Below are 23,995 nucleotides of genomic sequence, written 5' to 3'. Positions count from 1 at the left end.
TCAGCCGGGGCGGATGAGAACGGCGAAGCCATGGCTGGAAGTGGCCACGGCGCGCTCGGCCTCGGCCGGTGACAGGGCCAGCAAAAGGCCGCCCGTGGTGGGGTCCGACGCGCCGGTGACGGTCAGGACCAGAGCGGCGGCGGCGACCGAGGTGGTCGCGCCCTTGGCGTCGAGACGCAGCAGGTCGACCCGGTTGCCGGGCTTGACCAGCGACAGCGCCGTGGGGTCGGCCAGCCGAACAGGAACGCCGACGGTCCCAGAGGGCACAGCGGCGCCCGGGACGGCACCACCCGAATAGCCGGGCGGTGCCACGGCGGAGTCTCCCGGCGGCACGCCGGTGCCAGGTGGCACGGTGGAATCTCCTGGTGGCGGGGCGGTGTCACCCGGTGGCACGGCTGAGTCTCCTGGTGGCGTGGCTGACTCTCCTGGTGGCGCGGTGGTGCTACCTGGCGGCGCGGCGGAATCTCCTGGTGGCGCGGTGGTCGTGGAGCCGCCTGAAGTGGTGCCTGATTTGCCGGGTGGGCCGGATGAGCGGGCGCTGTGACCCGACGGCAGGGTGACGACCGCGTCGGTGGGCGGTTCGCACGTTGGTGGAGGTGACCACGACACCAGGGCGGCGAGGGTCAGCAAGGCCGCGACCGCCGCGAGGCGTAGCAGCGTGCTGCGGGCCGGCCGACGCCGGCGCACGGGATCTAGGCGCCCTTCGCCGCTTGCGCGGCTTGCGTTCCCGTGCGGCGGGGGGATGGCTCGCCCGAGCCGGGACTTGCTCGGTCCGGCCATCGTCCTGTCCCCTCTCGCTCGTCCTGGCGTCGTGGTCTCGGCGCCGGATCGGACGTTAGGCGGAAAGGAAGATCGCTCGCTCCGGGCCTGTGGACAACGCCGGACTGGGGATAACCGGCGCGAATCCAGGTGATTTTGGTAGCGGTCGGCGCGAGGAGTGGGCGGCCGGCGCCGAGAGGAGCGCGGGCGGGGGTCGGGAAGAGCGCGGGCGGTGGCGGAAGACCGCAGTCGGTGGCAAGGGCGCGAGCCGGCGGTGGGAAGGGCGCGGACGTCGGGAAGGGCGCGAGCCAGAGGCGAGAAGGGCGCAGGCGGCGGCGAGGAGGACGCAGGCGGCGAGAAGGGCGCAGGGCGGCGGCGAGGCCGAGGGCAGATCGTGGCGCGGACGCGGATGCGCGAAAATCGCGCCAGCGGACGCTGGCGCGATTTTGGGGGCCTCTAGGAAGCTGCGGGCGCCTTCGTGGTCGACGAGCTGCCGCTCGAGGAAGACGAAGAAGACGCCGACGAGGAAGAAGACGCCGACGAGGAGCTCGACGACGAATCGCTCGAAGAGCTGGAGCTCGAACTGGAACTCGACGCGTCGGACTTCTTCGTGGCGTCGCCGTTGCTTGCGGAGGACTTCTCGGCGCTCACGTTTCCGGAGCGGGAGTCGTTCCGGTAGAAGCCCGAACCCTTGAAGACGATGCCGACCGAGTTGAAGACCTTGCGGAGCTTGCCGTCACAGTTCGGGCACTCCGTCAAAGCCGGGTCGGAGAACGACTGCACGGCCTCGAGCTGGTGGCCGCATTCGGTGCAGGCGTACTGGTAGGTAGGCACGGCTCCTCCGGATCTTTCGGCTGTTGGCACTCGCCAACTCCGAGTGCCAATGTTGCGCCATCGGAGGTCATTTCGTCCACTCGAACGGCAGGTTGAGCGTTGGGCGGACGTCACTTCCGGGTCAGGAATAGACCACCGTGCGGGGTGATGACGCCGTGCACCGGCCGGTCGTGCGGCTCGGCCGGCACCTCTTCCAGCAGCTCGCCCTCGTGCAGCAGCGCCACCACGAGGGCGCCTGACGAGACTCGGGACAGGGCCCGGTCGTACGACCCCCCGCCGCGACCCAGGCGCAAGCCTCGCCGATCCACCGCCAGGGCGGGCACGAGCACCAGCCCGGCCTGCCCGATGGCCGAGACGCCCAGTCGTGGGCCGGGCGGCGACAGCAGCCCCCGCGGCCCCCGCTCGAGCGTTCCCGCATATTCGGCCCAGTCCAGGTCGTTGTCCGGTCGCAGCACCGGCAGCAGGACCCTCGCGTGGGCCGCCAGCGCGGTGATCAGGTCGGGTCCGCCCGGTTCGGTGCCGATCGGGACGTATGCGGCGATGGTGGCCGGGTGCTCACGACGTACAAAAGCAAGCACTTGATCTTGAAGAAGGGGGGTGTCCGACGCCGGCGCTTGACGCCGGGCCGTGAGCAGCTGACTGCGGAGTGCGATCTTGGCGATGCGAGATCTTTCCGCGTCACCGGTTAAATCGGGCATGCAACACCCCCTTTTGAAAAGCGGCAAACGGTGCACACTATGTCAGCATCGCTCCAAAGAGGGCCACTCCCGGGAGGATGCGTGACGCTACGTGGCCGGCTGACCACCGCCTTTTTGGTGGTCGTGCTCGGTCCGGTCCTGCTCGGGTCCATCTTCGTCGCCCTGACCGTCACCACGGTGAGCCGGGACCGGACGGCCGAGCGGCTCGACAGCGCCGCGACCACCGTGCGGACCAGTGTCTCCGCCGCCTGCCGCCAGCTTCAGGTGGTGGCCGACGCCGTGGCGGTGGTGCCGGAAAATGACCGGGCCGCGGTGGCCGGCCAGCTGATCGCGCGCGGTCTGGCCAGCGGCATCGAGATCGGCGCCGCGCGGCCGACCCGGCCGAGCTGCTCGGCCGAGGGGCCGGCCACGATCTCCGCCGCGTCGGTCGTCGGCGGCGTCACCATCGCCGCCTCCCAGGCCATCGACCGCGCGTTCCTCGACCGGCTCGGCGCCACGAGCCGCACCCGCGTGACGCTGACCAGCGAGAACGAGACGGGACAGACCCTCCACCTCGCCCCCGGGCCCGGCCAGCCCCTGCCGCTCACGCTCACCGTGCCGACAACCAGACCGACCTTCCTGTACGCCGTACTCGCGGCCGTCGCCCTGTCGGCCGCCCTGGCCGCCGTGCTGGTCGCGCGCTGGCTCGCCCGCACCACCACCCGGCCGCTCGGCGAGCTGGCCTGGGCCGCCGGGCGCGTGGCCGACGGCGACCTCGACACCCGGGTGCCGATCCTGCGCCCGGACGAGCTGGGCCGACTGGCGGCCACCTTCAACCGCATGACGCGCGAGCTCCAGGCGTACGTCCAAGCCCTCACCGCCAGCCGTGACCAGCTCCGCGGCCATCTCGCCATCCTCGGCGAGACCCTCTCCAGCACCCACGACCTCCAGCGGATATTGCAGGTCATCCTGCGGACCGCGCTCGCCGCGACCGGCGCCCGGGCCGGGCTCGTGCTGCTCATCGACCCGGTGAGCGGGCAGCTCGTCGCCCAGTGCGGCGTCGGCCTGTCCGGCACCTGGGACCTGCCCGACGCCGACCTGCCCCAGCAGCGCCTGCCGGTCGGCGAGGGCGTGCTGGGCGGGGTCGCCGCCAGCGGTGAGCCGCGCCGCGGCCAGGGTGAGCTCGCCACTGCCGAGCCGCCCTGCCTCAGCTACGTGGCCGTGCCGATCTGCGCGCCCGTCGAGGCCGAGGACGAGCGGGAGACCCTCGGAGTGCTGGCCCTCTACGACCGGGTCGGCGGGGACTCCTTCGACGACGCCGACCTGCACACCCTGCGGACCTTCGCCGGGCAGGCCGGTGTGGCCGTGCACAACGTGCGGATGCACGAGGAGGCGCAGCGGCTCTCGCTGACCGACCCGCTCACCGGGCTGTGGAATTACCGTTACCTCCGTGAGTCGTTGCGCCGGGAGGTGGAGAGGGCGAGCCGGTTCGGGCGCATGCTGGCGGTGCTCGTGCTCGACCTGGACCACTTCAAGGACGTGAACGACACGTACGGGCACGCGGCCGGCGACGCGGTGCTGAGCGAGTTCGCCCGGCGCATCAGGGTCGGGCTGCGCGAGGTCGACGTGGCGTTCCGGCAGGGCGGGGAGGAGTTCGTGGTGCTGCTGCCGGAGACCGACGCGTACGGCGGGGCGATCGTCGCCGAACGGCTCGGCGCGGCCGTGCGCGACCGGCCCGTGCCGATCGACCCGCTACGGCCCGACGACCTGCTCATCCCGGTCACCGTGTCGATCGGGGTGGCCGTCTATCCCGAGCACGGCGCCGGCGCGCAGCAGGTCCTGGCCGCGGCCGACGCCGCGCTCTACGCGGCCAAGAGGGCCGGACGGGACACATATCGCCTGGCCGAGGCGGGGGATGTGACAAATTCGCGGGTTTCCCCAACAGTTCATGAAGGAAACTTGGATCCCAAGACGGCCGTGCCGACCGGGCCACGACCGCCCGGGCAGGCACGCGGCCGTTAGTCTCGCTGCATATCACGGGCACGATCGACTTGAAGTGAAGGTGCGGTGACCTCGATGACCTCGAACGCGCAAGCGTCCGGCCGCCGGGCGGTGAAAGCCGTCATCCCCGCGGCCGGGCTGGCTACGCGTTTCCTGCCGGCCACCAAGGCCGTGCCCAAGGAGCTGCTGCCCGTCGTCGACCGTCCCGTGCTGCAGTACATCGTGGAGGAGGCGGCCGCCGCCGGCATCACCGACGTCCTGCTGGTCACCGGCCGCGGCAAGACCGCGATGGTCGACCACTTCGACCGCCGGCCCGACGTGGAGGTCCGGCTCGAAGAGAAAGGCGACCTTCAAAGGCTTGCTTCCGTACGCCGTACGAGTGAGCTCGCGGACATCTACACCGTTCGTCAGGGCGAGCCCCTCGGCCTCGGGCACGCGGTCGGCACCGCCGCTTCGCACGTCGGCGACAACGCGTTCGCGGTGCTGCTGGGTGACGAGTTCGTCGAGGAGGACAAGCCACTCCTGCCGGCCATGCTCGACCTCCAGGCCCGCACCGGCGGCATCGTGCTCGCCCTGGGCGAGGTCAAGCCGTCCGAGACCTCGCGCTACGGCATCGCCTCGGTCGCGCCGTCCGACTTCGGGCAGGATGTCGTTCAGGTGACCGGCCTCGTCGAGAAGCCCGCGCCGGAGGAAGCCCCGAGCAACCTGGCCATCCTGGGCCGCTACGTGCTGCCCGCCTCGATCTTCGAGGCGATCGCCGACACCAAGCCCGGCAGCGGCGGCGAGATCCAGCTGACCGACGCGATGGCCCAGCTGCTGGCCGACGGCACCCCGGTGCACGGCATCGTCTACCGCGGCCACCGGTACGACACCGGCATGCCGCTCGGCTATCTGCAGACGGTCGTCATGCTGGCGGCCAAGCGCGACGACCTGGGCGAGGAGTTCCGGAGCTGGCTGGCCGAGTTCGTCGCCGGCGGTGCGAGGGGATGACGGCCACGGCCGATGCCGAGGCGGCCGCCAACGAGCTGAAGCCTCTCGCCGAATACCTGGGCAGCGTGCTGCGCAGGCTCCGGCCGCTGCCTCCGCTCGACCTCGACCTCACCCAGGCGCACGGCAACACGCTCGCCACCGACGTGCTGGCCCCGCATCCCTACCCGGCGTTCGACCAGGCGGCGATCGACGGATACGCGGCGCGCTGGGAGGACCTGAGCGGCGCGGGCCGGGTCGGTTCGCACCCCTCCTTCGGGCGGGTCGAGGGCGGGCCGCGCCCGGTCCGGCTCAACGTCGTGGGCGACCTCGGCGCCTCCAGCTGGCGGCCGGTCCGGCTCTCGCCGGGCACGTGCTTCTCGGTGGCGGCCGGGGCACCGCTCCCGATCGGGGCCGACGTGGTCGTGCCCGTGCACTGGACCGACCAGGGCATGGCCGCCGTGGAGATCCTGCACGCGCCGAAAAGGGGCTCGGGCGTTCGCCGGGCCGGCGACGAGATCGCGGTCGGCCAGGTGCTGGCGCCCAAGGGCGCGTACGTCACCCCGGCCATGGTGGCGACCTTCGCCGCCTCCGGCATCGGGCACGTCGTCGTCCGGCCCAGCCCACGGGTGGTGGTCGTGGCCACCGGCGACGAGCTGGTCGACGTGGGCCGGCCCAGCCAGCCGGGGCAGGTGGTCGACGCGAACTCGCACGCGCTGACCGCGGCCGCGGTCGAGGCGGGCGCGCTGGCGTACCGGATAGGCATCTGTGACGACGACCCGGAGGGCCTCCGCGGCCTGCTGGAGGACCAGACGCTGCGGGCCGACCTGATCATCACGACCGGCGGCACCGGCACCGGCCCCGGCGACATGCTGCGCCGGGTCCTCTCCCGCCGCGACCCCGGCCGCGGCGTCGTCGAGTTCACCGACGTGGCGCTCTGCCCCGGCAGCACCCTCGGCTTCGGCACGGTCGGTGGCGAGGAGGTGCCGGTGATCTGCCTGCCCGGCGAGCCCGGCGCCGCCCTGATCGGCTTCGAGGTGCTGGCCCACCCGGTCATCCAGCTGCTGGCCGGTGCCGAGCCGGTGTTCCGCCCCAGCGTCAAGGCGCACCTGCTGGAGACCGTCTCCTCGCCCGGTGGCCTGCGCGAGTTCCGCCCCGCGTTCGTCACCGAACGGCGCGGCGGGGGACATACGGTGCAGCCGCTGGCCGGTGGGCCGTACACTCTCTCCGGCCTTGCCGAGGCCAACGGCCTGCTGGTCCTCGGTGAGCGCGTCACCACGGCGGCCGCCGGCTCGACCGTGGACGTGTTGCTCCTCGACCGGAGGCGATGATGCTGGGGTCCACGCCCGGATGGCCTGCCGTCCTGGCGGACGGACCCGTCGTGCTGCGCCCCTACAAGCGCAGCGACGGCCGCGCCTGGTCCGAGGTGCGGGTGGCCAACCAGAAATGGCTGGCCCCCTGGGAGTCGGCACCGCCCGGCCCGTGGTCCGAGATGAACTCGGCCCGCGCCTTCGGCTACGTCTATCAGGACATGAAACGCTCGGCCAGGCGCGGCGAAAGCATGCCGTTCGCGGTCTGCCTCCAGGAGAACGGCCGGGAACGCCTGGTCGGCCATCTCAACCTCGGCAACATCGTCCGGCGGGCGTTCAGCTCGGCCTACGCGGGATATTGGGTCGACGCGCGGGTGGCCGGCCGCGGCGTCATCCCGACCGCGCTGGCCCTGGCCGTCGACCACGCCTTCGGCGCGGGCGGACTGCACCGCATCGAGGTCAACATCCGCCCGGAGAACAAGCCGTCCCGCCGCGTGGTGGAGAAGCTCGGCTTCCGCGAAGAGGCCTACCACCAGCGCTACATGCACATCGACGGCAGCTGGCGAGACCATCTCGGATATGCCCTGACCAGCGAGGAAGTGGCCGCCGAGGGCGGTCTGCTGGCCCGCTGGCGCCGCGTGCGCGCCTGAGGAGGCGCTTGACACGCCCGGCGCGCCGTGACCATTTCCGCAGCTCGCGCCCGTAGCCTCGGGGAGATTGGGTCTTGCGGTCCGCGGCCGGGAGTTGTAAAAGCGGACCGCCCGTAGCTGACGGGAGGGGTGAGGGTGCCGACCTCGGTGCTCCTCGCCGTCCTCACCGCGGCCGGTCTGCTCGCCCTCGCGCCCGCGCTCGTGCGCCGGTACGACGCCACCGAGCGGCTGGCCGCGGAGCGGGCGTCGTCGACGGCGAGGGTGCTCCAGCGCCACCGCCGTCGCCGCACCGTGCCCGGACGCCGACCGATCAACCCGGGCCGGCTGGTTTCGGTTACGGTTTCGCCCGCTTTGTCGCCGCAACGACCCCGGCTGCGGCTGGTCAAGCCGGGCCGCCGCCCGGCCCGGCGGGTGCCCACCCGCCGGCACACCCCAGCGGTCGTACGTCGGAGGCGGGTTTTCGCGGCGCTGATCCTGCTCAACCTGATCGAGCTGATCGGCGTGCTGGCGGTCGGCCCGGGTTTCTGGATCGGTTTCGCGGTGACCTTCACGCTGCTGGTGATCGACCTGATCCACCTGCGCAACCGGGCCATAGCGGACCGCCGGCGCCGCCGCGAGGAGGCCCGCGAGGCGGCCTGGTTGGCCGCGCGTCAGGCCGAGGTGCGCCGCGAGCAGGCGCGCCGCCAGGCCGCCCGCCGGGAGGCGCAGCGCCGCCTGGCCGCCCAGAAGGAGGCGGTGCGGCGGGCCGCGATGGGCCTCGACCAGGACCTCCCACCGGCCGCGACGGCCTCGGTCTCGTACCGCCGAACGGGCGGTCTGAGGGGCCGGGCCTACGAGGCGGGCGGCCGCCACCACACCGCATAAGGGGGCGTTGTGGGGGTCGGTTCGCGGGGAGCCTGCGCAACCTGTTAGCCTTGCTGCGGTTCCACGGACAGGTCCGGGGGATTGGTAAGGGGCTGTGGCGCAGTCTGGTAGCGCACCTCGTTCGCATCGAGGGGGTCTGGGGTTCAAATCCCCACAGCTCCACCCAACACGAAGGCCGTTCCGAGTAAATCGGAGCGGCCTTCGTTCGTATGCAGCTTTGGAGTGTGGGCGGCGAGTTCGAGCCGTCGAGGTTGACGGAAGATCATTAACAGTCGGAGTCTGAAGGTGCGCTAGCGTGAGTTCTTCCCGAACCGAGCTACTTGTCGACCTCGTTCACGAGCTCCTTGCGCTGCCGCGGGAGACTTCCTGGCTGGAGCTCAAGGAGAACAACGACACCCCGGATCTGATCGGCGAGTACATCTCGGCGTTGTCGAACTCCGCGGCGCTGGAAGGCCGGGACAAGGCATACGTCATCTGGGGTGTGCGCGACAGTGATCATGCGATGGTCGGGACGGCCTTTGATCCTCATCAAACGAAAGTCGGCAACGAGGATCTCGAAAATTGGCTTGTCCGGGGACTAAGACCCCAGATCCACTTCGTTTTCGACGACCTCACCGTTGACGGCAAACGGATTATTCTCCTTCAGGTCGACGCCGCAACATCGGAACCCACAAGCTTCCGTGATGTTGAATATATCCGCGTCGGAAGCTACAAGAAACGACTGAAAGATCATCGCGAGCATGCGCGTCGCCTGTGGAAGTCCTTCGACCGTACCTCATTCGAGAATGCCGTCGCGCTGGAGAACGTGAGCGGTGAAGATGTAACCACCTTGATCGACTATCCCGCATACTTCGATCTGATGGGTGCCCCGCTGCCGCCTAACGCGTCAGTGATCCTAGCCGCGCTCGACGCTGATGACATCATCTCCTCGCGTCCAGGTGGGCGCTGGAACGTCACAAACGTCGGAGCGATTCTCTTCGCCAAGAGGCTGGACGCCTTTCCGTCCCTGAACCGAAAAGCGCTCCGTGTGATCACCTACCGTGGGAAAAGCCGTTTGAATACCATCAAGGAGCAAGAAGGAAGCCGGGGCTACGCGGCTGGCTTCAAGGGATTGCTGGAATACGTCAACGGGCTTCTGCCCTCGAATGAAGTGATTGGCCAGGCGCTACGGCAGACCGTCCAGATGTATCCAGAGCTTGCTGTTCGAGAGCTCGTTGCCAACGCGCTGGTGCATCAAGACTTTTCCATTAGGGGCGCCGGCCCAATGGTTGAAATCTTCGACGATCGTATCGAAATCACGAACCCCGGAATGCCCTTGATGGATCCAGCGCGATTCGTGGACAGTCCGCCTCGTTCCCGCAACGAGAAGCTGGCTTCGCTGATGCGTCGCGCTGGCATCTGTGAGGAGCGAGGGAGCGGTTGGGACAAGATCGCTTCCGAGATCGAGTTGTACCAGCTCCCCGCTCCGCTCGTGACCACCCCCGGGGACAGCACCAAGATCACGCTTTTCAGCCATCGAGAGCTGAAGGACATGGATCGTGCTGATCGTGTTCGGGCTGTCTACCTGCACGCTGTCCTGCGCTACGTGATGCACGAGAGAGTGACGAACTCTTCTGTCCGTCAGCGCTTCAACATCGAAGTTCGCAACAGCGCCAAGGCTTCCGGTCTGTTGAAGGAGGCTGTTGATGACGGTTACCTCGTACTCAAGGACCCGGATGCCGCTCCTCGGTTGCGGGAGTACGTCCCATGGTGGGCCACCTCGGCTACACGCAGTAGTTGAGTTACTTGTTGAACTGCTGTACTGGAGGCTGTCAAGGGCGGATTCAAGCGCTGTGAGCTGCGAATACTTTACTTGATGGGTACTTTCTGCGGCATGTACTACGAGTGATGGCGTCGGTCATCGTGCACGGAGGGCCTACAACGGTGCGCTGAGGGCCGATTTTGCTGGTCGGAGTGTCGATAGCGTCGGGCTGGCTATGACACTCACGGAACAGACTGGGCTGGATTTCGGGCGGCGGCTTCGGGAGCTTCGCGTTCGCGGTGGCATGACCATCGAAGGGCTGGCGGAAGCGTCGGGGGTCAGCGCCCGCGCCATCAGCGACATGGAGCGTGGGCGCAGCCGGACGCCGCAATCCCGGACGGTGAGCGCGCTCGCGAAAGTGCTCGGCGACGATCAGGATCTGGGTGAGCTGGCGAAGGCGGGGCGGGAAACCGTCACCACCGGGCGGCCCCGGATGTGTGATCTGCCTCGGCGCAGTGGGCACTTCGTGGGGCGGGACGGGGAGCTCGGCGCGATCGGCGCCGGGTGGGCCGATCTCATGGTCAGTGGGCCCACGCCGGTCACTGTGGTGCACGGGCCGCCTGGCGTCGGTAAGACGGGGCTGGCCATTCGGGCGGCCGAGCTTCATCGGGAGCTGTTTCCGGACGGGTGCTTCTATCTCGATCTGCGCGGGACCGAGCCGGATGGCGGCGCCACTCTGGGCGAGGCGCAGACCACGCTGTTGCGGGCGCTCGGGGTCAGCACCCGGCAGATCGGGCGCGGCGACGAGGAGCGGACCGGGCAGTTGCGGTCGATTCTGGCCCACCGGCGCTGCCTCGTCATTCTCGACAACGCCGGCGGCGAGGGGCAGGTGCGCGGCCTTCTCCCGGGTGCCGGTGGCGGCGCGGTCGTGGTGACCAGCCGACGGGTCCTCGGTGGGCTCGAGGCCGTACAGCGCATCGCTCTGATGCCGTTGAACGCCGGCGATTCGGTTGAGCTGCTCGGTGGGGCGGGGCCCGCGGTCGAGGAGATCGCGCGGCTGTGTGGGCATCTGCCGCTGGCTCTGCGGATCGCGGCGACCCTGCACGACCGGGACGCGCTGACCGACGCCGACCGGAGGCTGGCCATGCTCACCCCGGTCGAGAGTGCCTTCGCCGCGTCGTACGCCCAATTGCCGGAGACGGCCCGGACCGTCTTCCGAAGGCTGGCCCACGTTCCCACCCTGTCCTTCTCGGCCGCGGCGGCGGCCGTGCTCGCCGAGCGTGACCCGCACGAGGCCGAGGACGTGCTCGAGGAGCTGCTCGATCTTGGACTCCTGCAACCGGAAGGGCACGACCGCTATCGCTTTCACGATCTGATCCGGCTTTTCGCGCGGGGCCGGCTGCGGGACGAGGAGCCGGCGGCGGATCGACGCGCCGCCGAGAAGCGGCTGATCGACTGGTATCTGGACACGGCTGTCGCCTCGGGACGGCTGTTCGAGCCGGAGTACGAGGGCGGACCCGAGCAGTGGGGCCCGGCCCAGGCCTGGTTGCAGACCGAAGTGGACGGCTGGTTCGAAGCGATGCGCCGGGCGGCGGCCGCGGGTGAGCACCAGCGTGTCGTCGATGTGGCGGAATCGCTTCATTGGTACTCGGACCGGACGTACAGCATCGATCCCTGGTCTTCGATCTTCACGCTCTCGCGGGAGTCGGCCGAGCGGCTGCCGGACCGGCGGCAGGAGGTCGTGCACCGCAACTATCAGGCGTGGGCGCTGTCGTTCTGTGACGGCCGGTTCCCGGAGACCGTGCAGACGGCCATGGCCGCGTACGACATGGCGGTCGAGCTGGGTGACCTCAAGGAGCAGGCCGCCTCGCTCATCTACGCCGCCGACGCGTACGCGCAGATGGAGGAGCGCGAGAAGGCGCTGGAGCTGATGCGGCGCTCGCTGGAGCTGGCCGACACCGCTGGCGATCACGACGGCTATGTGCAGATGCTGATCGGCATCGGCGCCAACCTGCACGGGATGGGCCGCCCCGAGGAGGCCGCCGAGCAGTATCGGCACGCGTTGAAGGAGGTCGAGCGGCGGCCGCTCGCGCCCGCGCCCGAGTTGGCGGCCCGGGTGACCGCCTCGGTGTTCCTCGCGCACGAATACGCGCAAATGGAGCGCTGGGACGAAACCGTGGCGGCCGCCGAGGTCGCGCTGCCGCTGGCCGAGGAGTTCGGCGAGCCGCACCTGCTGGGCCGGGTGCACCTGGCGTGGGGTCTGGCGTGCCGGGCCCGCGGCGAAGAGGCGGGCTCGAAGTTCGCCGCGGCGGTCGCGCATTTCCGGCGCAGCCAGGTCACGACGCAGTGGTCGGCGCAGGCGGAAGTTCTGCATAACGTTTCGCATGGTCGGCGCGACGGCCCGCTGTTTGCATGAGATCACCGATCGAGAGGAACCACTCATGCCAACGCTCAGCCGCCGCGCTGTCCTGGCCGGCTCCGCGGCGATAGCCGCCACCGGGGTGCTGGCAACGCCGGCCGCCGCCACCGGAAAGAAGAAGAAGCCCACTGTCGTCCTGGTGCACGGCGCCTTCGCCGACGCCTCCGGCTGGAACGGCGTGCTGAGCCGGCTCATCCGGTCCGGATATCCGGTGCTCGCCCCGGCCACCCCGCTGCGTGGCGTCGCGTCCGACGCCGCCTATCTCACGAGCATCCTGGCCACCATCGGCGGCCCGATCGTCCTGGTCGGACATTCGTACGGCGGCATGGTGATCACGAACGCGGCCACCGGCAACCCGAACGTCAAGGCGCTGGTCTACGTGGCCGCCTTCGCGCCCGCGGCCGGCGAGACGGTCGCCGGCCTGCAGAACAAGTTCCCCGGCACCAAGCTCGGTCAGCAGCAGCTCGAGTTCCGCCCCTACGGGCAGAGCGCCGACGGCTACGTCCGCCGCGAGTACTTCCACGAGGTCTTCGCGGGCGATCTGCCCCGCTCCACCGCCGACGTCATGTGGGCCGGTCAGCGGCCGGGCGACGTGCACACGCTGGACGAGGCGTCCGGGGCGCCGGCCTGGACGACCATCCCGTCGTACTACCTGGTCGCCCGTCACGACAACCTCATCCCGGCCGCGGTGCAGCGGTTCATGGCCAAGCGGGCCGGGGCCCGCACGGCCGAGGTGAACGCCTCCCACGTCGCGATGATCTCCCAGCCCGGCGCCACCACCGACCTGATCGAGAGGGCCGCCCGATGAGCTACGTGACTACCTCCGACGGCGCGGAGATCTTCTACAAGGACTGGGGTACGGGCCGTCCCGTCGTCCTGGCGCACGGCTGGCCGCTCAACTCCGACAGCTGGGAGGCGCAGCAGCTCTTCCTCGCGTCCAACGGCTATCGGGCCATCGCGCACGACCGCCGCGGTCACGGCCGTTCCACGCAGACGTGGGACGGCAACGAGATGGACACGTACGCCGACGATCTGTCCGCTCTTCTCGAGCACCTCGACCTGTGGAACGTGACGCTGGTCGGCTTCTCCACCGGCGGCGGCGAGATCACCCGGTACATCGGCCGGCACGGCACCTCGCGGGTGGCCCAGGCCGTGCTCGTCTCCGCCGTGCCGCCGTTCATGCTCCGCACGCAGGACAACCCCGACGGCGTGCCGGTCAAGGTCTTCGACGATCTGCGGGCCGGATCGCGGGCCGACCGGTCGCAGCTCTACCGCGATCTGGCCGACGGGCCGTTCTTCGGCGGGCTCGCCTCGCAGGGCATCCGGGACGCGTTCTGGCTGCAGTCGATGGCGGCGGGGCACCGCAACGCGTACGAGTCGATCGCCGCCTTCTCGGCGACCGACTTCCGGGCCGACCTGGCCAAGTTCGACGTGCCCACCCTGGTCATCCACGGCGACGCCGATCAGGTCGTGCCGTTCGACGTCGGCGGCAAGTCCTCGGCCGCGCTGATCAAAGACTCCGAGCTGATCGTGTACGCCGGCGCGCCGCACGGCATCACCGACACCCACAAAGAGCAGCTCGGGGACGACCTCCTGGACTTCTTGAAGGAGTACGACGCATGAGCACGATCGTCCTGATCCACGGCCTGTGGGTGACCCCGCGCAGCTGGGAGCACTGGATCTCGTACTACGAGGCTCAGGGCCACACCGTCCTCGCGCCCGCCTACCCCGGCTTCGAGGTCGAGGTGGAGGCGCTGCGCGCCGACCCGTCGCCGATCGCCTCGGTGACCGTGCCCGAGACCGTCGCCCACCTCGAGAAGGTCATCACGGCGCTGCCGGAGAAGCCGATCCTGATCGGGCACTCCTTCGGCGGCACGCTGACCCAGCTGCTGCTCGACCGCGGGCACGGCGCGGCCGGCGTGGTGATCGACTCGGCGCCGCCGGAGGGCATCCGGGTCACGCCGCCGTCGCAGATCAAGTCGCTGTTCCCGATCCTGAACAACCCGGCGAAACGGCACCAGGCCGCCGGCTTCACTCCCGAGCAGTGGCACTACGCCTTCGCCAACACCCTGTCGGCCGAGGACTCGCGGGCGGCGTACGACCGCTATGCCATCGCCGCGCCCGGGAGCTGGGTCTGGGCGTACGGCCTGATCGCGAACTTCAAGCCGGGCAAGCAGGAGACCTGGGTGAACTACCACAACCCGGACCGGGCTCCGCTGCTGTTCATCGCGGGCGGCGAGGACCACATCATGCCGCCGTCGGTGAACCGCTCGAACGCCCATCACTACAAGGGCGAGGGCACGATCACCGAATACGTCGAGGTGCCCGGCCGCTCGCACTGGACCTGCGCCGAGCCGGGCTGGGAGAAGATCGCCGACCGGGCGCTCGAATTCGGCCTACGACACGCCTAAGACGGCGGCCAGCTGGGCCCGGCGGCTGATGCCGAGCTTCGGGTAGATCCGGTACAGGTGTGAGCCGATGGTGCGGTGGGACAGGAACAGCCGTTCGGCGATCTCGCGGTTGGTCAGTCCCTCCGCCGCCATGGCGGCGATCTGGAGCTCTTGCGGCGACAGCTTCTCCCGTACGGCCTCCGGCCGCTGTCCACTGTGCTCACCAGCCGCCCGCAGCTCGGCCCGGGCCGCGTCGGCCCAGGGCTTGGCGCCGAGCGCGTCGAACGTGTCGCGGGCGGCGCGCAGGAGGTCCCGGGCCGGACCGCCCTGTCGCCGTCGCGCCCGGCCGAGGTGAAGCTGGAGTCGCGCTCGGAAGAGCGGCCATCGCGTGACGATGTCCGATCCACCGGGGTCGACGAGGTGATGGGCGTATTCGGCGGTGACCACCAGGATCGGCGCGCCCACCCGCTCGGCCAGCTCGGGCAGCCCCGCGATCAGCTCGCGCGCCTCGTCCAGCCGGCCGGCGCCGATCGCGGCGTCCAGCAGGTCCGGCACGAGCCACCAGCGCATGTATCGGTGATAGGTGGGATCGGCGGGATCGAAGGTCCGGGCCAGGACGCCGTACGCCTGGGAGGCCTCACCCCGGAAAAGATGGACCAGACCGCGCGCCTGGGCCAGCGCCACCTGGATATAGCGCATGCCGGCGGCGAGCGGGCTGGCGGCGACCCCGTCGATCAACTCGCTCGCCTGGTCGAGATCGCCCCGCATGGCGGCGATCGCGGCCAGTGTGGTCTCGGCCGCCACCGCGTAGAACGCCTCGCCGGTCTCCCGCGCCAGCAGCCGCGCCTCGACCAGCTCGGCCCGCGCCGTGTCCCAGTGGCCGAGCCAGATCCGGCCCCAGTTGCCGCTGGCCAGCAGCCGCGTCAGCACACCCAGCCGCCCCTGGGCCCGGGCGTCGGCCACCGCCTGATCCAGCGAGGTAGCGCTGGTCTCGAAGTCGCCCAGCACCAGGGCCGCGCTGCCCAGGAACCGGGCCGCCTCGGGACCACTGTGGCCGTTGATCTTCTGGAGCACGTCCCGGCCGCGTTCCTCCGGCATCGTGTAGGCCAGGATCGCGAGGGCCAGCGGATCGTCCCCGTCCAGCACCGCGGCGACCCGGGCCCGCGCGCCGGCGGTCTCCGGCCCGGTCGCCTGGAAGAAGCAGCGCGACGCCGCCCGCCACAACACCTGCCGGCCCACCTCCGGGCTGCCCGCCTCGAACGCGGCCACCGCGATGTCGGTCAGCTCCTCGACCCGCCGCAACGGATCGGTGTAGCGCGGATAGCGGACCACCTCGAGCACGATGGCCAGCCGGGCCCGCTCCACCGGGCCTTCGCGGCCCAGGTCGGTTCCGGCCAGCATCTGCTCGACCTCGTGCCGCGCGCCCACCTCGCTGGCCAGCTCGGCCGCCCGCAGCGTGAACCGTCCCGGCCGGTCGGTCAGCTCGCCGGCCCGGCGCAGCGCGGCCACGGCCGCCATCGTGGCGCCCCGGGCGCGGGCCCGTTCGGCGTAGAGCTCCAGCTCCGCGGCCAGCCCTTCGTCGGTGCCGACGGCGGCCGAGGCGAGATGCCACAACCGGCGGTCCGGGAAGTCGGCGAGCTGCTCGGCCAGCGCCCGGTGCGCGGCCAGCCGGGCCGCCAGCGGCGCCCGCTGATAGACAGCCGACCGCATCAGCGGATGGCGGAACCGCAGGGACGCCCCGTCGAGCTCGATGAGCTCGGCGTCGATCGCCCGCTGCACGTCGTCGAGGCTCGCGCCGGACGCGGCGAGCAGCCGCTTGAGGTCGCAGTTGGTGTCGGCCGCCAACACGAGCAGCAGGCCGGCCGTGCCGGTGCCCTCGGCCCGGGCCGCGAAGGCGCGCTCGAGCCGGCGGTTGAGGGGCAGAGTGTCGTCGAGCGGGCTGCCGGCCGCCGTCTTGGGCAGCTCGACCAGGGCCAGCGGATTGCCGGCGGCCTCGGTCAGCAGCCGCTGCCGGGCCGCCGCCGACAGGTTCGGGGCGTGCGAGTCCAGCAGGGCGGCCGCGACGTCACCGGGCAGCCGCCCGATCTCCAGGTCGGGCAGCCCCGACTCCCGCGACAGCCGCCGCGTCGCCCCGACGGCCAGCACGGCCTCGTTGCCGATGCGCCGGGCGACGAAGGCGAGCACGTCGCCGCTCTCCTTGTCGAACCAGTGCAGATCGTCGAGCACGAGCACCACCGGCGCGGCGTCGACGATCAGCTCCAGGACGGCGCGGGCCACGGCGTACAGGTCGCTCTCTTGAAAGCCGATCTGTGCCGTCAAAGGAAACAAAAGCTGATGGAGCGCCGCGTACGGCAACCGGGACTCACTCTCGACGCCGGTGGCCCGCAGAACGCGCATCCCGCCGGCTTCCGCCTCGACCACCTGAAGCAGGGCGGTCTTGCCGATCCCCGCCTCACCCCGGATGACAAGGGCACCGCCGCGCCCGTTCTTCGCCCGGCCGAGGAGGTCACGCAGCACCCCCACCTCGACATCCCGCCCCACCAGCACGTTCGCATTCTGTCATCAGCAGTAGCGATCGCAGTCGTTCGACTGAGCGGCCGTACCCACCCCCGATGTGACACTGCCGAACGTGACGTTCGCTTCACTGCTCCGCTCCCACCGGCGAGCCGCCCGCATGACCTTGCGGGACCTGGCCGACGCCTCCGGGGTGAGCGCGCGAGCGATCAGCGACATGGAGAGAGGCCACAGCACGGCCCCGCAGAAGCGCACATTGGACGCTCTGGCGTCGGCGCTCACCCTGAACCCGGCCCAGCAGCGGACCCTGATCGAGGCGGCGTCCGAGGCGCGCGCGTTCCGCGCTCGCCCGTCGTATGCCCCACCCCGGGACGTCCCGGATTTCACGGGCCGCACCGCCGAACTGGCCGTGCTGTCCCCCTCGCGCCGAGCGGTGATCCACGGCCAGCCCGGGGTGGGTAAGACGGCCCTGGCCGTGCACGCGGCCGCGGCCCTCCGTTCCGAGGTCCACTTCCTCGACGGCCAGGCGGGCGATCTGCACGTACGCCTCCAAAGGATCCCCGCCGACGCCGTGCTGATCCTCGACAACGTGACAGCGGAGCCCGTCCCACAACCACCCGCCACCGCCAGGCTCTGGATCACCAGCCGGCGGCGGTTGCCCACCCTTACCGGCGCCACCCACCTCCACGTGAAGCCCTTGACCCCGCAGGAGTCGGCCACGCTGCTGACAGAGATCACCGGCACCCCGGACCCGGCGGTCAGCGAGGTGGCCGACTATTGCGGCCACTTGCCGCTGGCCTTGCGCATAGCCGGCAACCGGGTGGCCGGCCGCCCCGGCTGGACGATGACCCACTTGGCCGCCCGCCTGTCCGACGAGTCCCGCCGCGTGTCCACCCTGACCGCCGGTGACCTCTCCCTGGAGTCCACCCTGAACGAAGCGTTCGCCGTCCTCTCCCGCCCGGCCCGCGACATCTGCCAGGTCACGGCTCATCTGAAGGATTTCGACGCGCGCACGGCCGCCGCGCTGACCGGCCTGCCGGCGGACGTTGCCCACGAGGCCCTGTCCGAGCTGCTGGACCACGACCTGATTCAGGCGACGGCCGGAGCGACGAGCTTCCGCCACCATCCCTTGATCCGCACGCACGCCGTATTCGGCACCCATGCCGCTCGGCAATTCACGCGTGTGCGAACGCATTGAAGGCGTCGGCGAGCCGGCTGAGGCAGTCAGAGCTGTTGGGCCGCGGTGTCGGATGAGGGTGGTTCATCGACCGCGCTCCTCGGTCACTGCGTGTTCTGAGCTCTCGATCGGCGTCAGGGGTGAGGGGTTCGGGTGGCCGTCGTGCGGGAGCGGCGCCATTGGCTCGGGGTCTGGCCGTATCGGGACTTGAAGCGGCGGGCGAAATGTGTGGGATCCCGGAAGCCCCAACCGAGGGCGATGGTGGCTATCGGGAGGTGGGCCCGGTCGGGGAGGGTCAGGTCGTGGCGGATGCGGTCCAGGCGCTGGTCGATGATCCACTGTTCGAGGCTGAGGCCGGCGGCGGCGCAGAGCTTGTAGAGGTGGCGTACCGAGATGTTGTGGGCCGCGGCGATCAGCGCGGGTGACAACGCCGGATCGTCCAGGCGCTGGCGGGTGTAGGCGCGGACGCGGGTCAGCAAGGTCTCGGCGAAGATCTGGCGGGTGTGCTTCGTCGGTCCGGCGGCCGAGACCAGCAGGGCCCGGGCCAGGTCGATGCTGGCCGCGGCGACCGCGGTGGCCGACACGTCGGCCGTGATGCGGGCCGGGTCACGGGCCAACTGGGTGATGTGTTCGGTGACCAGGCGGTAGAGCGGGCTGGCGGCGATGTTGGGCGTGGCCCGGCGCACCACGTCCAGGGGCAGGCCCAGCTGGTCGAAGGGGATCTGCAGGCAGCCGGCGGCGCCCTGGCCGGACCAGGAGAAGTCGTACGGGGCCGACAGGTCCACCGCGAGCAGGTCGCCGGGCGCCACCACGCGCTGGTCGCCGTGCTGCTCGATGTGGCCGTCGGAGCGCTGCTGGACCGAGAGGGCGATCACCGGCATCGCGTCCTGCCGGGCCAGTTTGGCCGTGCGGAGCAGGCGGATTCCCGTCGAGCGGTGGGTGAAGATGTTGGCCCCGCCCAGGTCCCACACCTCCAGCCTCGCCCGCACGGGGCCCTGCGGGTCCTCGTGCAGCACGTGGCACGGCGCCGACGCGTACATCATGGCGGTGTGCACGGCCTCGACCCGGTCGGTGACCGGAAGGTGTTCGGTGTCGAGCACGTACCCCATGCGATCAGCTTGCCCGCTGGTCAGGCCGCTGGGGAGACGCCTTTCGGGCAGATGATCAGCAGGCAGGCGTCCACCCGGACATCGTCGATCACCGGTCCGTAGCCGGCCGGCGTGGTCGTGCTGGCGAACTCCAGGCGGAAGGAGTCGCTCTTGGCCAGCACGTACGCCGTACGCCGGGCGAAGCCCATGTTTGTGGCCGTTTTGCCTGTCGTGTCGAAGGACAGGGACTGGATGAGCTTGCCGTTGACCCGCAGTTCGCCGGTCTTGACCGCGGGCGGCCCGGCGTAGTTGCCGGCCAGGTCGTAGGTGATGCGATAGGTCAGCAGCGGCTCGGTGGCGAAGGTCGCGGCGACCGCGCCCTGCTGTCCACCGTCGAGGTCCAGGTTCTGCCGGCCCTCGGTGACCTGCCACAGCGAGTTGCTCGCCAGGTCGACGTCGCCTTTGGTCACCGTCCACGGGCCGAGTTGCGTGCCTGTGGCGTACCGGTAGTAGGCGCCCTCGACGTACGGCTGCTCGAAGCCGCCGCCGAAGGTCGCCGCCAGGAGGACAGCCAGGAGAGTGTGCACGCACATTCAACGGGCATATCGGACAAAAGGTGTGTTACCAGACCGTCCATCCACCGTCGACCACGACGTTGGCGCCCGTGGTGAAGCTGGAGCGCGGGGAGGCCAGGTAGAGCACCGTGGTCGCGATCTCGGCCGGATCGCCGACGCGGCCCAGCGGCGTCTGCCCGGCCAGCCGCTTCAGCAGCGCCGGATCGCCACCCTCACCGGGGAACGGGCCGGGCGTCACGCAGTTGACCCGGATGCCGCGCGCGCCGAGCTCGACCGCCGCATAGCGCGTGAGCTGCACGATCCCGGCCTTCACGGCGCCGTAGTACGGCGGGTTGCCGGCGTCGGGCGAATCGTAGAGATGCGGCTTCGGGCTGACCAGGCCGTACATCGAGGCCACCGTGATCACCGAGGGCGAGCTGTCGGCGGCCGCCGTCTCCAGCAGGTCGCGGGTCGAGGCGAGCAGGCGCTGGAAGGCGGAGAAGGCCAGGTCGGCCGCCTCCATGTAGTCGCCGGGGCGGGCCGTGCGCAGCGATCCGGCCCGGCCCACGTGCGCGTTGTGCACCAGCACGTCGAGCCGCCCGCCGGCCTCGCGCAGCCGGTCACCCAGCGCCGCCACGTCGTCGTCGGAGGTGACGTCACAGCGGGCCGGCACACAGTCTCCGCCCAGTGAAGAGGCGAGCGCCTCGAGGCGGCCCTGGTCGCGGCCGACCAGCCAGGTCGTCGCGCCGGCGCCGGCCAGCGCCGACGCCATGACCTGGCCGAGGCGCCCGGTCGCGCCGGTCACCACGGCCACCTTGCCGTTCAGTCCGAAGAGGTCGTTCGGCGTGATCACGCGGACCACCGGCTCGGGTCGAGCAGCTCCACCGGCATCTCGGGCAGCTCGCGCAGCACCTGCTCGCGCTCGGCCTCGGTCAGCGGCTTGCGGCTGACCAGGGCGGCGTTGCGCCGCAGTTGCTCCTCGGTCTCGGCGCCGACCACGAGCGAGGTCACCCACGGCAGCGACAGCAGATAGGCCAGGCAGAGATCGGCGCGGTCCTCCCGGCCGAGCTCGGTCACCAGTCCGTCCAGAACGGACACGACGTGATCGCGCTGGTCATCGGGGTAGTTCGGCCAGCGCACGCCGCTTCCGGCGACGAGCAGACCTTGGAGGTACGCACTGCGCACGGTCACCACGAGATCGGGCCGCCCGGCCAGGGCCGCGTCGAGGTCGCCGGCCAGCCAGCGCCGGTCGAGCAGGTTGCAGGGCAGCTGCACATATCCGAGATCGGGCAGCTCGAGCACCCGTCGCAGCTCGTCGGGCGACTGCACCGACACACCGACCCGGTCGGCCTCGCCCGATTCCAGGCAGTCGCGCAGATCGGCCCAGCAGTCACCGGCGTCGGCCGCCCGGTGCAACAGGATGGTCAGCGGCTGGGCGACACGCAGATCGGCCCGGCTGAGCTCGACACTTTCGCGGACCGGGCCGCCCGGCGCGATCTTGGTGACGACCGCGAGATCCAGATCGCCCAGGGCGGCGCCGATCCGCTTCTCGCTGTCGCCGTAGGCGCGGGCCGTGTCGAGGTGGGTGACGCCGAGGTCGCGGGCCGTGGCCAGCATGCGGGCCGTGGCGTCGTCGTCCGGCACGCCGGTGCGGTTGGCGATGCCGTACGCCCCGCCGAGCTGAGCCGTGCCCAGCACCAGCGCCGATTGGCGGTACGCGCCGCGCGCCCGGACCGGTACGACCGGCCCGCCGTGGTCTGTCATCGGTTGTCCTTCGTCGCTCGTGGCGGTGCTAGGCTTTCGCCCCGACCGACCGTATTAGATCCGTCGTCGCGCGAAATCACAGGGTGGACATGCACCACGCCAATTACTACTACGGCCACGCTCACGTGCTTGCCCGTTACGCCCAGCTCGACGAGTGGATGCATCCCCCGCGCATGCAGGGCTACCTGCAACACGGGTGGAACATCGGCGACGGCCTGGCCCCGGGTGTGCCGTTCGTCGAGGGCAGCCGGTTGTGGGTCTGGTCCGAGCAGGTGCGCCGCCGGGCGTGGTCGCAGGGCCGCCGTGACGTCGTCGCCATCGGCTCCCCGTTCGCCTATCTCCTCGAGATGAACGAGACGCCGGTCGACGAGTCGAAGCGCGAGGGCACGATCTTCTACCCCTTCCACGGCTGGGAGGGGCAGCAGGTGATGGGCGACCACCAGCGCCTCATCGACGAGCTCAAGGCGCACGAGACCGGCCCGATCACCGCGTGCCTCTATTTCAACGAGCACAAGGTCCGCAAGATCCGCAAGCTGTACGAGGACGCCGGCTTCCGGGTCATCTGCCACGGCTACCGCGGTTTCTGGTGGCGTGACCACGACCGTGACTTCCTGGTCCGCCAGCTGGCCGAGCTGCGCCGCCACAAGCGCGTCATCTCCAACCGCCTGTGCAGCGCGATCTGGTACGGCCTGCTGGCCGGGGCGCAGGGCGCGGTCTACGGCGACCCGATGGTGCTCGAGGACGCCGACCCGACCTTCGGCGGCGAGCCGCGGCTGCGGCGGCAGTGGCCCGAGGTCTACGGCTACGACCCGGACCCCGTGGTCGCCCGCGAGATCGCCCGGAGCGAGCTCGGCGCGGACATCCTGGCCACGCCCGAGGAGCTGCGCACGCATCTCGGCTGGCCGACCGCGACCCGGCCGCTCCGGTCGTGGAAAAAGTCCGAAACGGTGGGATAGCTACTTTCGGGTGGTACCTCTGAAGCAAGTCTTCGGAGGTGACGGCATGAAAGCTCCCCTGCCCGACAATGAGATCGACCGGCTCACCGCGCTCTACGCGCTCGACATCCTCGACAGCGCGCCCGAGCAGGATTTCGACGACATCGTCGCGCTCGCCTCGAACGTGTGCGGCACGCCGATGTCGCTCGTGACCCTGGTCGACACCGACCGGCAGTGGTTCAAGGCGAAGATCGGCACCGACGCGACCGAGACCGAGCGGGAGATCTCGTTCTGCTCGCACGCGATCCTCGGCCGCGACCTGCTCGTGGTGCCGGACGCGACCAAGGACGCGCGGTTCGCCGACAACCCGACGGTGACCTGTGACGACGGCATCCGGTTCTACGCCGGGGCGCCGCTGGTCACCACCGACGGCTTCGCGCTGGGCACGCTCTGCGTGGTCGACAACGAGCCGCGCAAGCTCGACGTCGAGCAGCTCCAGGCCCTGCGCGCGCTGGCCCGGCAGGTCACCTCGCAGATGGAGCTGCGCCGGCACGCGATCGCGCTGGCCAACACCACGGCCCGGCTCCAGGAGCTGGAGCGCCGCAAGGACGACCTGGCCGGCCTGGTCGGCGGGGACCTGCGGGCGCCGCTGCGGCTGATGTCGCAATATCTCGGCAAGCTCGGCAAGACCGGATATCACGACGCCGAGATGGGCGATCTGGTGAGCCGGGCCGTCTCCGGCCACATCCGGGGCTTCCTCGATCTGCTGCACCACCTGACGTCGATGGCCGACGCCGGCTTCGGCAGCGAGAGCCTGCACATGCGGCAGATCGACCTGACCCGGATCACGCAGCGGGCGGTCGAGGCGGTACGCCCGATCGCCGCCACCAAGCAGATCTGGATCCTCAACCAGGCCGGTGGGCCGGCCATGCCGATCATCGCCGACCCCGTGCGGCTCGAACAGGTGCTGACGCACCTGCTGTTCGCGGCGGTGAAGTACACGCCGTCCGGGGGCCGGGTCCGGGTCGGCACCGAGATCGAGTCGGGCCCGACGGTACGCCTCGACGACATGGACATGCCGGACGGCATGCGCCCCGATCTGTTCCCGCACCTGTACTACGGCGCCATCGCCAACCCGTCGACCGTGCCCGGTCCCGACCGCGGGCTCGCCGTGGCCAAGAAGATCCTGGACGCGCACCACGCGACGGTGGCCCTGTCGGACCGGCCCGGCGACGGGACCTCACTGCACGTGGTGTTCCCGTTCGCCGACCTGACGCCCACCGACATGATCGAAGACCTGATCGCGGCATGAAGAAAGGGCCCGCCTGGGACAGGCGGGCCCTCCATCTCGA

Annotated in this window: 20 protein-coding genes, 1 tRNA gene and 1 pseudogene; 15 read left to right on the top strand and 7 right to left on the bottom strand. The window is 70.5% G+C overall.

The window, feature by feature from the left end; all coding sequences use genetic code 11:
- Positions 1-351, bottom strand: coding sequence for a flagellar biosynthesis protein FlgA (locus ACQP2X_RS46230; protein WP_498692526.1), 351 nt, complete (start codon positions 349-351; stop codon positions 1-3).
- Between the two features lie 886 nt (positions 352-1,237).
- Here ACQP2X_RS46230 and ACQP2X_RS46225 point away from each other — a divergent pair.
- Positions 1,238-1,438, top strand: a complete 201-nt coding sequence (locus tag ACQP2X_RS46225) for a hypothetical protein (RefSeq protein ID WP_498701366.1) — start codon at positions 1,238-1,240, stop codon at positions 1,436-1,438.
- 265 nt (positions 1,439-1,703) lie between these two features.
- On the opposite strand, the gene ACQP2X_RS46220 is transcribed toward ACQP2X_RS46225, so the two are convergent.
- A complete protein-coding gene (locus ACQP2X_RS46220) occupies positions 1,704-2,291 on the bottom strand; it encodes a 5-formyltetrahydrofolate cyclo-ligase (protein WP_498692525.1) in 588 nt (195 codons plus the stop codon).
- Positions 2,292-2,372: 81 nt separating this feature from the next.
- Here ACQP2X_RS46220 and ACQP2X_RS46215 point away from each other — a divergent pair, with 81 nt between their 5' ends.
- The 11 genes and pseudogenes from ACQP2X_RS46215 (at position 2,373) to ACQP2X_RS46165 (ending at position 14,632) form a co-directional block, all read left to right on the top strand.
- Positions 2,373-4,292, top strand: coding sequence for a GGDEF domain-containing protein (locus ACQP2X_RS46215; RefSeq protein ID WP_498692524.1), 1,920 nt, complete (start codon positions 2,373-2,375; stop codon positions 4,290-4,292).
- 54 nt (positions 4,293-4,346) lie between these two features.
- Positions 4,347-5,261 (top strand): UTP--glucose-1-phosphate uridylyltransferase, encoded by a 915-nt coding sequence (locus tag ACQP2X_RS46210; RefSeq protein WP_498692523.1) that lies wholly within the window; start codon positions 4,347-4,349, stop codon positions 5,259-5,261.
- Positions 5,258-6,568, top strand: a complete 1,311-nt coding sequence (locus ACQP2X_RS46205) for a molybdopterin molybdotransferase MoeA (RefSeq protein ID WP_498692522.1) — start codon at positions 5,258-5,260, stop codon at positions 6,566-6,568. The genes ACQP2X_RS46210 and ACQP2X_RS46205 overlap by 4 nt, the downstream gene beginning before the upstream one ends.
- The gene (locus ACQP2X_RS46200) at positions 6,565-7,197 is read left to right on the top strand and encodes a GNAT family N-acetyltransferase (RefSeq protein ID WP_498692521.1); all 633 of its coding nucleotides are present in this window, start codon (positions 6,565-6,567) and stop codon (positions 7,195-7,197) included. The genes ACQP2X_RS46205 and ACQP2X_RS46200 overlap by 4 nt, the downstream gene beginning before the upstream one ends.
- 135 nt (positions 7,198-7,332) lie before the next feature.
- Entirely contained in the window at positions 7,333-8,061 is a 729-nt protein-coding gene (sepX, locus tag ACQP2X_RS46195) for a divisome protein SepX/GlpR (RefSeq protein ID WP_498692520.1), read from the top strand.
- A gap of 88 nt (positions 8,062-8,149) precedes the next feature.
- Positions 8,150-8,223, top strand: a tRNA-Ala gene (locus tag ACQP2X_RS46190).
- A gap of 133 nt (positions 8,224-8,356) precedes the next feature.
- The gene (locus tag ACQP2X_RS46185; protein WP_498692519.1) at positions 8,357-9,841 is read left to right on the top strand and encodes an ATP-binding protein; all 1,485 of its coding nucleotides are present in this window, start codon (positions 8,357-8,359) and stop codon (positions 9,839-9,841) included.
- Between the two features lie 265 nt (positions 9,842-10,106).
- Positions 10,107-12,218: a tetratricopeptide repeat protein gene (locus tag ACQP2X_RS46180; RefSeq protein ID WP_498692518.1), complete on the top strand. Its 2,112-nt coding sequence runs from the start codon at positions 10,107-10,109 to the stop codon at positions 12,216-12,218.
- A 25-nt stretch (positions 12,219-12,243) separates the two neighbouring features.
- The gene (locus ACQP2X_RS46175) at positions 12,244-13,029 is read left to right on the top strand and encodes an alpha/beta fold hydrolase (protein WP_498692517.1); all 786 of its coding nucleotides are present in this window, start codon (positions 12,244-12,246) and stop codon (positions 13,027-13,029) included.
- A pseudogene (locus ACQP2X_RS46170) lies at positions 13,011-13,844 on the top strand (alpha/beta fold hydrolase); the annotation flags it as partial. The gene ACQP2X_RS46175 and the pseudogene ACQP2X_RS46170, both read left to right, overlap by 19 nt.
- Complete coding sequence (locus ACQP2X_RS46165; RefSeq protein ID WP_498692515.1) at positions 13,841-14,632, top strand: alpha/beta hydrolase; 792 nt, start codon at positions 13,841-13,843, stop codon at positions 14,630-14,632. The pseudogene ACQP2X_RS46170 and the gene ACQP2X_RS46165, both read left to right, overlap by 4 nt.
- Here the strand turns inward: ACQP2X_RS46165 and ACQP2X_RS46160 are convergent.
- Positions 14,618-17,158 (bottom strand): AAA family ATPase, encoded by a 2,541-nt coding sequence (locus ACQP2X_RS46160; protein WP_498692514.1) that lies wholly within the window; start codon positions 17,156-17,158, stop codon positions 14,618-14,620. The two genes, ACQP2X_RS46165 and ACQP2X_RS46160, sit on opposite strands and share 15 nt — an antisense overlap.
- Positions 17,159-17,240: 82 nt before the next feature.
- Here ACQP2X_RS46160 and ACQP2X_RS46155 point away from each other — a divergent pair, with 82 nt between their 5' ends.
- Positions 17,241-18,323 (top strand): helix-turn-helix domain-containing protein, encoded by a 1,083-nt coding sequence (locus ACQP2X_RS46155; RefSeq protein ID WP_498692513.1) that lies wholly within the window; start codon positions 17,241-17,243, stop codon positions 18,321-18,323.
- Positions 18,324-18,436: 113 nt separating this feature from the next.
- Here ACQP2X_RS46155 and ACQP2X_RS46150 read toward each other — a convergent pair whose 3' ends face one another.
- From ACQP2X_RS46150 to ACQP2X_RS46135, 4 genes are read right to left on the bottom strand one after another with little or no spacing between them, the layout of a single operon-like run.
- Positions 18,437-19,411 (bottom strand): AraC-like ligand-binding domain-containing protein, encoded by a 975-nt coding sequence (locus ACQP2X_RS46150; RefSeq protein ID WP_498692512.1) that lies wholly within the window; start codon positions 19,409-19,411, stop codon positions 18,437-18,439.
- A 20-nt stretch (positions 19,412-19,431) separates the two neighbouring features.
- Positions 19,432-19,977, bottom strand: coding sequence for a DUF642 domain-containing protein (locus ACQP2X_RS46145; RefSeq protein WP_498692510.1), 546 nt, complete (start codon positions 19,975-19,977; stop codon positions 19,432-19,434).
- 34 nt (positions 19,978-20,011) lie between these two features.
- Positions 20,012-20,797, bottom strand: coding sequence for an SDR family NAD(P)-dependent oxidoreductase (locus ACQP2X_RS46140; protein WP_498692509.1), 786 nt, complete (start codon positions 20,795-20,797; stop codon positions 20,012-20,014).
- Positions 20,794-21,708, bottom strand: a complete 915-nt coding sequence (locus tag ACQP2X_RS46135; protein WP_498692508.1) for an aldo/keto reductase — start codon at positions 21,706-21,708, stop codon at positions 20,794-20,796. Before ACQP2X_RS46135 ends, ACQP2X_RS46140 begins: the two co-directional genes overlap by 4 nt.
- Before the next feature lie 89 nt (positions 21,709-21,797).
- Between ACQP2X_RS46135 and ACQP2X_RS46130 the strand changes: the two genes are divergently transcribed.
- A complete protein-coding gene (locus ACQP2X_RS46130; protein ID WP_498692507.1) occupies positions 21,798-22,664 on the top strand; it encodes a hypothetical protein in 867 nt (288 codons plus the stop codon).
- Between the two features lie 46 nt (positions 22,665-22,710).
- Positions 22,711-23,955 (top strand): GAF domain-containing sensor histidine kinase, encoded by a 1,245-nt coding sequence (locus ACQP2X_RS46125; RefSeq protein ID WP_498692505.1) that lies wholly within the window; start codon positions 22,711-22,713, stop codon positions 23,953-23,955.
- Positions 23,956-23,995 lie beyond the last annotated feature (40 nt).

This window comes from Actinoplanes sp. CA-131856 (assembly GCF_050956135.1).
In the GTDB taxonomy this organism is placed as follows: domain Bacteria; phylum Actinomycetota; class Actinomycetes; order Mycobacteriales; family Micromonosporaceae; genus Actinoplanes.
This window is presented reverse-complemented; position numbering and strand designations above follow the sequence as displayed.

Coding starts and splice junctions, on each gene's coding strand:
- ACQP2X_RS46220 (WP_498692525.1), bottom strand. CDS start 2,291: ATGCCCGATTTAACCGGTGACGCGGAAAGATCTCGCATCGCCAAGATC.
- ACQP2X_RS46210 (WP_498692523.1), top strand. CDS start 4,347: ATGACCTCGAACGCGCAAGCGTCCGGCCGCCGGGCGGTGAAAGCCGTC.
- ACQP2X_RS46205 (WP_498692522.1), top strand. CDS start 5,258: ATGACGGCCACGGCCGATGCCGAGGCGGCCGCCAACGAGCTGAAGCCT.
- ACQP2X_RS46200 (WP_498692521.1), top strand. CDS start 6,565: ATGATGCTGGGGTCCACGCCCGGATGGCCTGCCGTCCTGGCGGACGGA.
- ACQP2X_RS46180 (WP_498692518.1), top strand. CDS start 10,107: ATGACCATCGAAGGGCTGGCGGAAGCGTCGGGGGTCAGCGCCCGCGCC.
- ACQP2X_RS46175 (WP_498692517.1), top strand. CDS start 12,244: ATGCCAACGCTCAGCCGCCGCGCTGTCCTGGCCGGCTCCGCGGCGATA.
- ACQP2X_RS46165 (WP_498692515.1), top strand. CDS start 13,841: ATGAGCACGATCGTCCTGATCCACGGCCTGTGGGTGACCCCGCGCAGC.
- ACQP2X_RS46150 (WP_498692512.1), bottom strand. CDS start 19,411: ATGGGGTACGTGCTCGACACCGAACACCTTCCGGTCACCGACCGGGTC.
- ACQP2X_RS46135 (WP_498692508.1), bottom strand. CDS start 21,708: ATGACAGACCACGGCGGGCCGGTCGTACCGGTCCGGGCGCGCGGCGCG.
- ACQP2X_RS46130 (WP_498692507.1), top strand. CDS start 21,798: ATGCACCACGCCAATTACTACTACGGCCACGCTCACGTGCTTGCCCGT.
- ACQP2X_RS46125 (WP_498692505.1), top strand. CDS start 22,711: ATGAAAGCTCCCCTGCCCGACAATGAGATCGACCGGCTCACCGCGCTC.